13 protein-coding genes are annotated in these 12510 nt (G+C 49.6%); 10 read left to right on the top strand and 3 right to left on the bottom strand.

Annotation, left to right across the window (positions count from 1 at the left end; all coding sequences use genetic code 11):
• Positions 1-60: 60 nt before the first annotated feature.
• Positions 61-384 (bottom strand): putative quinol monooxygenase, encoded by a 324-nt coding sequence (locus ACAN54_RS15290; RefSeq protein ID WP_379156549.1) that lies wholly within the window; start codon positions 382-384, stop codon positions 61-63.
• Between the two features lie 224 nt (positions 385-608).
• Between ACAN54_RS15290 and ACAN54_RS15295 the strand changes: the two genes are divergently transcribed.
• From ACAN54_RS15295 to ACAN54_RS15335, 9 genes are all read left to right on the top strand, one after another.
• Positions 609-1817, top strand: coding sequence for a nitric oxide synthase oxygenase (locus ACAN54_RS15295; protein WP_379156552.1), 1209 nt, complete (start codon positions 609-611; stop codon positions 1815-1817).
• Between the two features lie 78 nt (positions 1818-1895).
• Positions 1896-2636 (top strand): Bax inhibitor-1/YccA family protein, encoded by a 741-nt coding sequence (locus tag ACAN54_RS15300; RefSeq protein WP_379156555.1) that lies wholly within the window; start codon positions 1896-1898, stop codon positions 2634-2636.
• A 249-nt stretch (positions 2637-2885) separates the two neighbouring features.
• Positions 2886-3434: a TetR/AcrR family transcriptional regulator gene (locus tag ACAN54_RS15305; RefSeq protein ID WP_379156558.1), complete on the top strand. Its 549-nt coding sequence runs from the start codon at positions 2886-2888 to the stop codon at positions 3432-3434.
• A 115-nt stretch (positions 3435-3549) separates the two neighbouring features.
• Positions 3550-4533 carry an NAD-dependent epimerase/dehydratase family protein gene (locus tag ACAN54_RS15310; RefSeq protein ID WP_379156561.1) on the top strand — a complete coding sequence of 328 codons (984 nt, stop codon included), beginning with the start codon at positions 3550-3552 and terminating at the stop codon, positions 4531-4533.
• 76 nt (positions 4534-4609) lie between these two features.
• On the top strand, positions 4610-4966 hold the full coding sequence (locus ACAN54_RS15315) for a nucleotide excision repair endonuclease (protein ID WP_379156565.1): 357 nt from the start codon (positions 4610-4612) through the stop codon (positions 4964-4966).
• 295 nt (positions 4967-5261) lie between these two features.
• Positions 5262-5981 (top strand): hypothetical protein, encoded by a 720-nt coding sequence (locus tag ACAN54_RS15320; RefSeq protein ID WP_379156568.1) that lies wholly within the window; start codon positions 5262-5264, stop codon positions 5979-5981.
• 35 nt (positions 5982-6016) lie between these two features.
• The gene (locus tag ACAN54_RS15325; RefSeq protein ID WP_379156571.1) at positions 6017-7270 is read left to right on the top strand and encodes a polysaccharide deacetylase family protein; all 1254 of its coding nucleotides are present in this window, start codon (positions 6017-6019) and stop codon (positions 7268-7270) included.
• Between the two features lie 168 nt (positions 7271-7438).
• Positions 7439-8533, top strand: coding sequence for a dual-specificity RNA methyltransferase RlmN (gene rlmN, locus ACAN54_RS15330; protein WP_379156575.1), 1095 nt, complete (start codon positions 7439-7441; stop codon positions 8531-8533).
• A 455-nt stretch (positions 8534-8988) separates the two neighbouring features.
• Positions 8989-9276 carry a DUF6509 family protein gene (locus ACAN54_RS15335; protein ID WP_379156578.1) on the top strand — a complete coding sequence of 96 codons (288 nt, stop codon included), beginning with the start codon at positions 8989-8991 and terminating at the stop codon, positions 9274-9276.
• A 136-nt stretch (positions 9277-9412) separates the two neighbouring features.
• On the opposite strand, the gene ACAN54_RS15340 is transcribed toward ACAN54_RS15335, so the two are convergent.
• Positions 9413-9883 carry a MarR family winged helix-turn-helix transcriptional regulator gene (locus ACAN54_RS15340; RefSeq protein WP_379156581.1) on the bottom strand — a complete coding sequence of 157 codons (471 nt, stop codon included), beginning with the start codon at positions 9881-9883 and terminating at the stop codon, positions 9413-9415.
• Positions 9884-10109: 226 nt separating this feature from the next.
• Here ACAN54_RS15340 and ACAN54_RS15345 point away from each other — a divergent pair, with 226 nt between their 5' ends.
• Complete coding sequence (locus tag ACAN54_RS15345; protein ID WP_379156584.1) at positions 10110-11591, top strand: MDR family MFS transporter; 1482 nt, start codon at positions 10110-10112, stop codon at positions 11589-11591.
• Positions 11592-11752: 161 nt separating this feature from the next.
• Here the strand turns inward: ACAN54_RS15345 and ACAN54_RS15350 are convergent, their stop codons facing one another.
• Positions 11753-12445 carry an FAD-dependent oxidoreductase gene (locus tag ACAN54_RS15350; protein ID WP_379156587.1) on the bottom strand — a complete coding sequence of 231 codons (693 nt, stop codon included), beginning with the start codon at positions 12443-12445 and terminating at the stop codon, positions 11753-11755.
• Positions 12446-12510: the final 65 nt, after the last annotated feature.

Genomic DNA, 12510 nt, shown 5'->3' on the forward strand with positions numbered 1-12510 from the left:
AAAGCAATAATGCAGCTCTTCAAGTGGCTGCAATTATTGCTTTTTTGGGTTCAGATACACCTAAGCTTCCGGATTTCCGGACGCAAGTCCTTTGCCCCCGAGGGGGATAAGCCGAATAGGTTCGATACCAGCAATCAGCGGCTTGGCCCGCTGGATGATTGCCCGGGTTGCCTCCTCTTGCAGTGAAGCCGCGTGGGCTTCCGCATGGCTCCATACCTCTGTAACCCAGAGGATATCCGGCTCACTCTCCGAGAGGTTAACGATGTACAGCTCACATTCAGGAACGTGATCAGCTGCAGCGGCAGCTTCCAGAAGAATCGCCGCAAGGGAATCACGTTCACCTGGTTTGGCGGTGAATTTGGCAACCATTCCGAATTTACTCACACCCGGTCACTCCTCAGGTTCGAATTTTAAGTTCTAGGGACTGCATTTGCAGCTCAACTACATTTTATCAGACACCGGGTGGACATGAACGCTGTATTTCATTTCAGTCTGGAATCAGCTCTTGCAGCCATTCTTGCATATTCCTCCAGGAGTTACTATGATGAAATCATTCAATTTTCCGAAGGGAAATCCGCCGGAAGTAGAAGCGGGAGTGTGTGGGCAGGATGGATAATCGATTACAAGAGAAGTCGTACGGGAAACTGACCGGACAGGCAGAGTCTTTCATCCGGCTGTGCTATACAGAGCTGGAAAAGCCAGAGCAGATTATTGCGGAACGCATACAGGCCATACACGAAGAAGTGGCGCAATCCGGTACCTACACACATACAGAGGAAGAGCTTGTCCATGGAGCAAAAATGGCCTGGCGCCACAACAGCCGCTGCATCGGACGCCTGTTCTGGCACACTCTTGAGGTGAATGATGCCCGGCAGGTGGAGACTGCTGAGGAGGTGGCGGCGGCACTCCTGCAGCATGTGAAACAGGCCAACAATAATGGCCGCATCCGTCCCCTCATTACGATATTCCGCAGCGGCGGGAATCCGGAGAAGGCGGTCCGGATCTGGAATCATCAGCTGATCCGCTATGCCGGATACCCTGGACAAGGGGAATGCGCCCGTACCGGCGATCCGGCGTCGGATGTGTTCACTGCCGTCTGCCGGAGGCTGGGCTGGCAGGGCAATGGCGGAGATTTCGATGTCCTTCCGCTGGTCGTCAGTATTGGTGAAGAGGAACCACGCTGGTTCACCATACCGCCGGAGCTGGTGCAGGAGGTCCGGCTGACCCATCCCGAGATCGAACGGTTCCCGGAGCTTGGCTTGCGCTGGTATTCAGTACCCATCGTGTCGGATATGCTGCTCGAAATCGGCGGAATTTCCTATACCGCTGCTCCTTTCAACGGCTGGTACATGGAGACAGAGATTGGTTCACGTAATTTTGGTGATACAAGCCGCTATAACCGGCTCCCTGCTGTAGCGGATCTGCTCGGTCTGGACCGCTCGACCAACACCTCGCTCTGGAAAGACCGGGCACTGCTGGAATTGAACCGCGCGGTGCTGCATTCCTTCAAACAGGCGGGAGTCAGCATTGTGGATCATCATACCGCCGCCGATCAGTTCGCCCGCTTTCAGGAGCAGGAGAAGCAACAGGGCCGCCAGGTTTCAGGCAAGTGGGGCTGGCTGATCCCTCCTATGTCGCCGTCCTCAACACCGATTTGGAACGATAACACCCTGAAGGAGCGGAACCTTAGCCCGAGGCTGATCTATCAGAAGGCGGCATATGCCCATTGGCTGGGAGAAGACTTACAGATAAGTCCACACCCTGAGGCTGATCCGGCAGCGGAGTCGGCTTGTCCGTTTCATCAGCATCAGAAATAAGGGGCTGGCGAGACGAATATGTTCACACAACGAATATGCTATTATAAACACAAATAAGTGATGAAATGAGATGATCCATTGATCGGTCGGAGCGGAAATCCCGCATTAAATGAAAAAACCTTTGATCGTGCAGAGCGGTACTCCGGGCAGGAGCGCATGAGTATTAACGGAACGGTCAACAAAACCTTTATCACACTGACCATTCTGCTGGCAGGGGCTTTTAGCGCCTGGTCGATGTATTTCAACGGCCAAAATGTAGTTCCTTACGCCATCGGTGGCGCACTGATCGGGTTCGTGCTTGCACTGATTATCAGCTTCAAACCGGCTGCCGCACCTTATCTGGTGCCAGTCTATGCGCTGGCTGAAGGATTGTTTCTCGGTGCTATTTCGGCGACTTACGAGGCCTTGTATTATGGGATCACTCTGCAGGCCGCCTTGCTGACATTGAGTATATTTGTTGCTTTGCTGCTTGCGTATAAGACAAGAATCATCAGAGCAACGGAGAATTTCAAGCTCGGCATATTTGCTGCCACAGCCGGAATCGCCATCGTATATCTCTTGAGCTTCGTGCTGGGAATGTTCGGTGTAACGGTTCCTTATTTGCACAGCAACAGCCTGATCGGAATCGGTATTTCGGTTATTATCGTTATTGTGGCTGCGCTCAATCTGGTGCTGGACTTTGATTTTATTGAGAACGGCGCACAGCAGGGAGCTCCCAAATACATGGAATGGTACGGAGCCTTCGGCCTTATGGTTACGCTCGTATGGCTCTATGTGGAGATTCTCAGATTGCTATCCAAGCTGTGGAGCCGGGATTAAGGAATGCAGTGCTGCAAGCTGCGGAGTAACAAAGGATTTCATGAAAACAGCTGGTTCGTCCCTAATCATAAAGGGCGTGCAGCTGTTTTTTTGTACAGAGGCTTCTAGAAAACTAAATATAGGCTTGATTTTCGGGGAAAGTCTTTATATACTACAAATTAAGATAGTGATTGACCAATAACCAACATCCGATTATCAAAACCGACAACATTACAGAACACATAACGGGAAAAACAACAGGAGGCCAGTATGACAAAGCTATCGGGAGGCGCACGGACTAAGCAAGAAGCTACCTCAGTCAACCGGAGGGAGCAAATCCTGGAGGCGGCTGTGGTTATATTCGCAGAGCATGGCTACTTCAAGGCTACTACTGCACAGGTGGCAGAGAAGGTAGGGATCTCCCAGCCGTACATTTTCAAGTTGTTTAAGAATAAGGAGGAGCTGTTTGTGGCGGCATTAGACCGGGCATTTGAACGGACCATCCGTACATTTACAGACGTAAAGGCATCCGGAGAAGAACTGCTGCGGGAATCAATTCGGGTGTATGAGCAGATGATGGAGACGCATCCGAGTGAAATCATTCTGCAGGTGCAGGCACTCGGGATTCGTGATGAAGCCATTCGGCGGTCTATGCAGACAGGAATGCAAAGGGTGACAAGTCTGATGGAGAGCAAGTTCCTTGCTGCGGGGATCGCTCATCCCGAGGTGGAAGTCAGCACATTTATGGCAAATGGTATGCTCTGCCATATTGCAATGGCGCTGGAGATGCCTGATCTGAAGCCGAAGCATCTGGAGTAGCCGGACGGGAATGAACTAGCTTATGGACCTAAGGGCTCTGCTCTTAGCCAGTTCACGGCTAATAAGTAGTGATTGATCAATAACAACATAACTAAAAAAATTGGAGGAATAACTAATGATGAACAAAACAACGAAGGCTGTCGTATTGGGTGCAACAGGAGGAACTGGAACAGTAATTATTGCAGAGCTGCTCAAGAGAGGGATCAATACGGTTGCCTTCGGGCGTTCCATGCCAAAGCTTGCGCAACTCGCGGCTCAATTGGGCAATCCGGCTGGGCTTAGCCTGAGAACAGGAGATGTGTTCAAACCGGACGATGTATTCAATGCTGCGCAGGGAGCGGACATTATTATTCATGCGGCATCAGTACCCTATAATGAGATGAACACTAAGCTGCTGCCAATGGGCGAGGCTGTAATGGAGGCAGCGGACAGACTCGGTGCCCGGGTCGTTGCTGTGGACGGAATCTATCCTTATGGCCGCAGACAGGATGAACAGCCAATCACGGAGGAATTCCCCAAGAATCCGCATACCAGAAAAGGCAAAACAAAGCTTGCGTTCGAGCAGATGTTCTTCAGCCCGCGCTGGAGCCATGCCAAGGGCATGATTGTACGGCTGCCTGATTATTACGGTCCTACTGCCAATGAAGCCTCATATCTGGGTTCAACGCTTGAGGCGATTGCTGCCGGCAAAGCGGGAATGTTCGTCGGGAATATGACTGTGCCGCGTGAATATGTGTATCTGCCCGATGCAGCAGTGATGATCGTCGAGTTAGCCCTACGGGAGGAGGCCTATGGGCAGAACTGGAACATTCCTGGAGCAGGCAGTATATCAGGCAGGGAAATTGTCCGCATCGCCCGGACAGCGAGCGGTAAGTCGAAGCCGGTTATCCCTGTGGGGGCTTTCGGGTTAACGCTGATAGGTCTGTTTGTACCAGTCATGAAAGAGATTGTTGAGATGCTATATCTGACGAAGGAACCGCTGCGTTTAAGCGGACAGAAGTATGAGCGTTTGGTTGGCCCGATTCCGGCGACTTCATTTGAGCAGGGGATCAGAGAGACGATTCAAGCGATTCAGCGCCGTCAGACCAAGGCTATCTAAGCGCTACTTCTGTATAGTCAGGGTTCTGGAACTATGTTACTATTTATGTCTATATCCAAGAGGGAAGTGAGCCACAATGATCAACATTACGATTCCAACGCCCGATGTTACCATTACAAAACAGGAGAATCCTGAACTGAGTCATATTTACGGATTTACAGATTTCCACCTGATTACCCGTGAACAAGGAGGCATCTTCATGTTCTACAACGACAAAGATGAGCTGCTGTTCGTAGGTAAGGCCAGAAAGCTGAGACCGCGGATCAAAAAGCATTTTGAAGATAACGTTTCGGTGATGAAGCCCCACCGTGATGAAGTGACCAAGATTGAAGTTTGCATCGTTGACGAGGCCGTCGACAGAGAGATTTACGAAACGTACATTGTGAACAAGCTTAGAGCCAAATACAATGTAGAGAAAGTGCTATACAAATAATAATGGTATAGCTGAAGCGCGGTCCCCGGGATTGCGCTTTTTTTGTTGCCGGTATATACATAGCTAACTATTTCTGGAAGTGTGAAGTGCATAAAATATGCGTAAAACACCCGTTATTGAATAGGTAATTATACCTATATTTGAGTTTGCAACTTCCGTTTAAGGGAAATTAGGCCTTTGGATACATTTACGAAACTTAGGTACTAAGGCTCACTAACATGAAAGCTAAATCAACTATAATAAATTCGTATGGGCTCGACATTTTTTGACAGATATTAATGAGGTGATAGCATAGATGGCAACTCCTTTTTTTAAGAAAAAAGACATGGCGGACAAGCAGTTGAAGCCCGCTGTGGTTCAAAAGGTTCAACCGGAGGAAAACCCTCCTGAGGAAAAGGAAACTTACGAAACGGGTGAAAGCCTGTCCAGCCTCATTTCCACAGGCAAAGCGCAGCTGGACAAGAAGTCACTCGATTTGATATTTGCAGTAGAACAAATGATTCAGGCTAGAACGCATGCGGATACAACCAATCATGAGCTACAGGACCGGTTGATCCATACCAGCGGGCATGTGGAGCGTCTGACCAAGGACCTGAAGAATCTGAACAAAGTAATTGAGGATCGGGAGAAAAGCATCCTGGAACTCGAGCATAAGCTGGTGGAGCGTAATCTGAAGGTGGATCAGGTTATGGAAGACCACCGTGAATTGCATACTACCCTCTCTTCAGAGATGGACGAGCTTAAGAGCACCATTGATCTGGAGCGGCAAAAGTATACTAATCTCGTACAAAAGCATAATGATGCCATTTCGGAAAAGCTTAAGAAAATGAACGAGCTTGAGGAAAAAATCGGGCGTCTGGAAACAGAGAACACTCATATGAAACAAAAATACGAAACAGTCCGGCAGGAGAAAGCCTACCTCTCCAGCATGATTAACGATTTCACCACGCGTATGACGGCTCCTTTTGGCGGAAGCACGCCTCCCGCAGATCCTGCGGATAACGGGAATCCATAACTAATATGCCGTTTCCTGAACAAAATGTCGCACTGATGATAGAGTTACTGTCGCTTGAGCATAAGCAGGACAGCTATCAGATGGAGGTAGGTCTAACCCATAGCGGCAGATTCACCCGAAAAGTTCTCCTCATCGATGAATATACATACCTGCACATGAACATGCTGGACTCCTGTCAAGAAGACAGAGTACGGCTGTCGATATATCCAAAGTGGGACCCCTTTCGCCGCACATATTTCAGCTCTTACACCAAGATGAACAGAACCTGCTCTGAGACATTGTATTTTGCCTGCTCTGAAGCTTACGTATCGCAGCTTCTTGAGTTAAAGCAGCAAACTTTGCCGTCCAATGAAGAAAAGACGGTTCAAGCTATACTTCCTGCACCCGAGCCTGAACAGACAGAACGACCTATGCGCAGGGCCATCAACTTCCATTTCGTCCGGCCTATTGTATTGCGGTGCATTCTATTCAGCCTGCTGTTCGTATTATTCTTTCTGCGGATGGATGACACTCTGCTCAATAGTGCAGAAGCGCATGAAGACTTCACACCACCAGTGGATAGCAGTGTTCCTGTACCTTATGTTCCTATTATTCACACAGCGGCCTTTCAGAGTACCGAGGCCAAAGTTATACCAGTAACAGAACAAGAACCTGAGCCGGTACAGAGTGCTCAACCAGAGGTGCAGAAGAACCCACTGGTTGATGAGCTGGAACTGGACGGAAGCCAATATGAATATAGCTTGGCTAAGGGGTATGTAGCTTTATCCTTTGATGATGGTCCGTCACAATACACTAAGGAAATTGTCGATATTCTTACAGAGCACGGGGTTGCAGCGAATTTCCTGTTCATTGGCCAGAATGCCCAGCAGCACCCGGAGGCCGTCCGGTATACGGAAGAGCACGGGATGCCGGTAGGCAGCCATTCTTGGGATCATAGTGAGCTGACGAAGAACAGCAGTGCCGAGAACCATAACAACCTGTTGCGTTCTGTCCAGGTGCTTGAGCAGAATACAGGGAGACCCGTAACCGTTTTCCGTCCCCCTTATGGAGCTATCAACGATTCAGTGGCGGCAGAAGCCAGCAGACAGAAGCTGAAGGTACTGCTCTGGAACCGGGACCCCGAAGACTGGAAAGCAGAGAACGCGGAGCAGATCATCCGGTATTTTTATAATACAGATCCCTCCGGGGGCATCTATCTCCTTCATGAAAAAAGAGTTACAGTCCAAGCATTGCCTGCAATTATCGAATATCTTAAGAATAAACATCTGAAGTTCGCCATATTCAAATAATAAGGCGATCCCATCCAAGCGTATCCGATATGGCGGGTACGCTTTTATATTGGGCGGGAATCTTCTTGTTTTAATAAAAAAAATTTGAGACAATATGTGTGTGTTGTTAGACGGATACCTGCAAGGTAAAATAAATTGAACTATAGTGTTTTGAAAAGAGGAATAATAATGAATAAATCATCCATTTATGGATTAACTTTAGAACAAATGTCGTCATGGCTCGTGGAGCATGGTCATAAGAAATCCCGCGCATCCCGGATATGGGACTCACTGTACCGCCAGCGGGTCACTGATTTTGCGGAAATGACCGAGGTTAACGGCGAGACGGTGCAGCTGCTGTCTGAACATTTTGTCTTTCAAACGATGGACGAGCATGTGAAGCAGGAGTCGGCAGACGGCACAATCAAGTTTCTCTTCCGCTTGAAGGACGGCAACCTGATCGAAACGGTGCTGATGCGGCAAAAGTATGGCTTGTCTGTCTGCGTCACCACGCAGGTCGGCTGTAACATAGGCTGCAGCTTTTGCGCAAGCGGATTGCTCGCGAAGAGCCGCGACCTGTCGAGCGGAGAGATTGTGGAGCAGATTATGAAGGTGCAGCATCACCTGGACCGGACGGGTCTGGGTCAAAAGGTCAGCCATGTAGTGGTAATGGGGATCGGCGAACCGTTTGATAATTTTACGAACCTGCTGAATTTCCTGACTATTATTAAGGATCACAAAGGACTGGCGATTGCCGGCAAAGGCATTACGGTGTCCACCAGCGGTCTTGCTGACAAAATCAGAGAGTTCGCTGATGCCAACATGCAGGTTAACCTGGCGATTTCTTTACATGCACCGAATAATGAGCTGCGGACTCGGATTATGAAGATCAACCGCGCTATTCCTATAGAGAAACTGATGCCCGCTATTGATTACTATCTGGAGAAAACGAACCGGAGAATTACGCTGGAGTACATTCTGCTCAAGGATATCAATGATCAGCAGGAGCATGCCCTGGAGCTGGCCGAGCTGATCGGAGACCGTCGCCAGATGGCTAACGTGAACCTGATTCCGTACAATCCGGTAGATGAGCATAGCCAATACCAGCGGAGCGAGCGTGATTCCGTGCGGGCTTTCTTTGATACGCTCAAGAAGCAGGGCGTCAGCGTAAGCACCCGCCTGGAGCACGGCGTCGATATCGACGCCGCCTGCGGTCAGCTGCGCAGCAAGCAGATCAAGAAAGCCAAAGGCACGGCTGCTGAGAGCGGCGTGGCCGCCGGGTAAACCGGGGCGGCTTGCGGGAAGCGGAGATGGGACGAATCAACGGCAGGAATGCCGTTAATTCAGCGCCCGCAGCGGTGATAATGCAGCGCCAATAACATGGCGCTGCAAAAGAGCAGTGCCCGGTGTTCGTTACACGGGGCACCTTTTTTTTGGGATTAACCAGTGCCCTTGATGTTCCAGGGCCTCCCACATTCGTATATTCGGACCGAATAGCTTCTGCGGGAACAGCTGCCGCAAACCCAACCTCAGGTATAAAAGATGCAACATTGCCCGAAGCTTAAGAGGATACCAGTAAAAGGATGTGCCTACTTGATATAATACTAGCGTACAATCCGGATTCACCCGAGTAATTCAGCGTTTTCTTGGTAATTTGGTCTGTTGTAGTAACTGAGGAAGCCTCTGCCATGGATTGTATGATACAATAGCCAGATGACTGAAGAAAAGAGGAATGCACAATGTTGACATTTACCAGCTACACCGTAGAGAACGTAAGAGATCCATTCAATATTTTGAGCGGCAAGCGATATGAATTCATGATTAACCTGGAAGTGCCGGAGGATGATGAACTGTACGAAGAGAATGGCTTATCTGCACGGGTAATCGTGAAGGTGGAGGAAGAGCAGCTGAGCATCGTCAGCTACGATCTGCTGGAGACTACAACCGGCCGGATTCTTGATTTTGATATGGAAGAGGACGAGGAAGCAGGCCTGGTCCTATTCTGCCAAGAACATCTGCCAGCTTAAGACAGAGCGGACAGATAGCTCCGCCGATAGATAACGAACCAACAGACCGCACCCCTTTTGGAGGGGACGGTCTATTTGCCGTATATTAATACCGATCCCATATTTTAGTGCAATAATTCCGACTTAAATTGTATGATTAGTTCTCTCTACCAACTTCATCCTCTTCCGTCAATCCTTTAACCTCCTGACTGCGCTGCGTTAATTTTTGGTTCAATCGGGCCAGTAGTGCGCTGAAGGTTTGGCAGTCCTCAGGAGACCAATCCTCAAAGATCTCCCCATACCGCTTCAGCCGGATGTTCCGTGCTTCCTCGAGCTTACGTGTGCCCAGCTGGGTGATATCAAAATAACTAGATCTTCCATCGTGAGGATCCGGGACCCGGACGGCGTAGCCTTTGGATTCAAGCACGCTGGTTTGTCTGCTGATCGTGGAGGTGTCGAGGCCAAGCACCTCAGCCAGTGCCTTTACTCCTACCTTCTTATGATTGGCCAAATGATCGAGCAGTGTATATGTCGAGCGGTCCAACCCCCCGTGTTTCTTGTCGAGAGAGGAACGCCGGATGAGTGTCATCATCTCATGGTTAAGGGACTCCAGGTTTTTATCATCCATACGATAGCTTCCTTCCTTTACGAATTACTTTTCTCCATTATTATAGTGAACATACCGGATCACAAGCAAAAAGAGTAGACTTTTATGAAAAATAATTGAAATGAGTCATATTGACTTTCATAAATGTAGTTGTATAATACACACATAACTACTTAATTGTATTATACACCTATATGCCGGGTAAGCGAGGCTGTAGTGTATTGTGCTTCGTGGAGGAGAGAACCTATTGAAGACTCAGACTGTTCGTAATTCATCCTTTTGGTTGATTATTTTAGCTATATTTTTCGGGAATTTCATAGCAATCCTGAGTACGACCACCATCAACGTGGCGTTTCCGGTATTCATGAAGGACTTTCATGCGGAGATTGGGACTGTGCAGTGGATGATTACCGGCTATCTGCTCGCTACGGGTGTAATCGCTCCGGTGGTCGGTTATTTTGGCGATAAATGGAGTTACAAATATCTCTATGTGTTCGCATTATCGGGATTCACCTTGTTCTCCGGACTGTGCATGATCTCCTGGAGCATTCACTCGCTCGTAACCTTCCGTATTCTACAGGGGGTGTTCGGCGGGCTGATTATTCCCACTACAATGACCATGATCTATCAATTCATCGAAAAGGAAAAGCAGGCGTTCGCCATGAGCCTATGGAGCTTGTCCTCCATGCTGGCTCCCGCCTTTGGCCCGACACTCGGGGGATGGCTGACCGGATATTTTGGCTGGGAATCGCTATTTATGATTAATGTGCCGATCGGAATCATCGCGATTGTGGTTGCACTCAAGTGCTTGCCGTTTCAGCGCACCGCCGGTGAGAGAAAGACCTTTGATCTGCCGGGGTTTGTAACGGTTATTCTTAGCAGTGCGTTCATTATTATGGCCTTTAACAAAGGGAATGCCTGGGGCTGGACCTCATGGAAGACACTATCCCTGCTGATGATCGGAGCCATAGCATTGACTTATTTCATTCGCCGGGAGCTCGCTTTGGCAGAACCGCTCCTGAACCTTAAGGTATTTCAGCAGAACCGGTTCACTTACAGCCTGATCATCAACTGCATCATTACCGTTGCCCTATATTCCGGGACATTCCTCATTCCGGTCTTTCTGCAGGACATCCAGCAGTCTACGCCGCTCACAACAGCACTAGTGCTGCTGCCGGGTTCCATTGCCATGGCTGTCATGTCCCCGGTTGTCGGTAAGCTCTACAGCAGGGTCGGGCCGTTCTGGCTGATTCTTGGCGGTATCCTGCTGCTGGTTGCGTCAACCTGGGAGCTTAGCCATATCACACTCGTCACTACCCATGTTCAGCTGGCCTGGCTGATGGCGGTACGCAATGTTGGGATTGCCTTGGCTTTCATGCCGGTTACGAATGCCGGAATGTCTTCCGTGCCGAAGCAGATCACCGGGCATGCTTCTTCCGTTAACAATTGGATACGCCAAGCTACGGGGGCGCTATCCATCGCAATCTTCAGCTCTCTTCTGTCTTCGAGAGCCTTAACCCATCTGAAGGAGCTCAGCGGCGGAGCCACAGCTTCGGGTGCCTTCATCAAGGCTCAGGGCATGACGCTGGGTGTGCAGGATGTATTCCTCATCGCAACCGTAATCGGGATTCTCGCTATCCCCTTAACCTTCCTGCTCCGGACCGGAACAGCCAAACCCCAGGCCGCTGTGCTGAAGGTAGCTACTGTCAAGCGGGAGGCGAACAGCTAGAGCGCGGCTTGCTACGATGGCAGGAGACATAAGCTGGATAGTATTACCGGGAGGGCAGTCTCCGCTTCAAGTGGATTACTTGTCCATCAGCAAACCGCCCCAGCAGGTTCATAACAGACCTGCTGGGGCGGTTTAATATATCTGTATAAATGGAGAGCAGCCTACTGTAAGGTGATCTGATAATCTTTTTTCATGTATGCACGGATTCTCTGGAAATCTGCTGCAGTCAGGTCGGTCAGCCGTTTATTGCGTTCCCGCCCCAGAATGATACCGATGGTCTGAGCTGCCAAGGCAGTGGTAGGCATAATCCTTGCGCTGCCGTAGGCTTTGATGCTGGCGCCGACATTTTTCCCGGTTACAAGCACATTGTCGTAGGACTTCAGCTCAAAGGAACGAAGCGGCAGCCCGTAACGGTCCGGCTTGCCGAATCCGATTCCGGTGGGAATCGCCCGGGTTCCTTGCAGGTCGATAGAGTACCCGCCAATGCTCACATTGTCCCAGAACATCCTGCTGGACATTAAGTCATTGTAGCCCAGTACGTATTTGGTCTCATAGCGGTTATAGTCACGGATATAGAGGTACTCCGGGAACCCGTTCAGTTGGGCGTTGGTGAACCCGGGGATATTTTTGCGCAGGAAGCTCAGAATAAACGGGGCTTCAGCTTTGCCTTTCTGTACTGCCGACTCCACAGATTTGGGATCGGAAGGATTCACATCGTAAATCAGCAGGCCATTGATAATGACCTGGCCATTTTTTTGATAGGTGGCATTTAGCCCGCGCAGCTTGAGCTGCTTGTCCTTGGTGGAGTATGTATTGGTAATATTACTGAACCCGGTCGCGAAGTGCCAATCCACATAGGTATTGGGTCCATATTTCGAATTTTGCGGAATGCATGAGCATGGACTTCTTGTACTCCTGA

This window comes from Paenibacillus diazotrophicus (genome assembly GCF_042610465.1).

Bases quoted from the DNA above. Each gene is read 5' to 3' on its own strand.
- ACAN54_RS15340 (WP_379156581.1), bottom strand. From the start codon at position 9,883: ATGGATGATAAAAACCTGGAGTCCCTTAACCATGAGATGATGACACTC.
- ACAN54_RS15295 (WP_379156552.1), top strand. From the start codon at position 609: ATGGATAATCGATTACAAGAGAAGTCGTACGGGAAACTGACCGGACAG.
- ACAN54_RS15305 (WP_379156558.1), top strand. From the start codon at position 2,886: ATGACAAAGCTATCGGGAGGCGCACGGACTAAGCAAGAAGCTACCTCA.
- ACAN54_RS15325 (WP_379156571.1), top strand. From the start codon at position 6,017: ATGATAGAGTTACTGTCGCTTGAGCATAAGCAGGACAGCTATCAGATG.
- ACAN54_RS15310 (WP_379156561.1), top strand. From the start codon at position 3,550: ATGATGAACAAAACAACGAAGGCTGTCGTATTGGGTGCAACAGGAGGA.
- rlmN (WP_379156575.1), top strand. From the start codon at position 7,439: ATGAATAAATCATCCATTTATGGATTAACTTTAGAACAAATGTCGTCA.
- ACAN54_RS15320 (WP_379156568.1), top strand. From the start codon at position 5,262: ATGGCAACTCCTTTTTTTAAGAAAAAAGACATGGCGGACAAGCAGTTG.
- ACAN54_RS15335 (WP_379156578.1), top strand. From the start codon at position 8,989: ATGTTGACATTTACCAGCTACACCGTAGAGAACGTAAGAGATCCATTC.
- ACAN54_RS15315 (WP_379156565.1), top strand. From the start codon at position 4,610: ATGATCAACATTACGATTCCAACGCCCGATGTTACCATTACAAAACAG.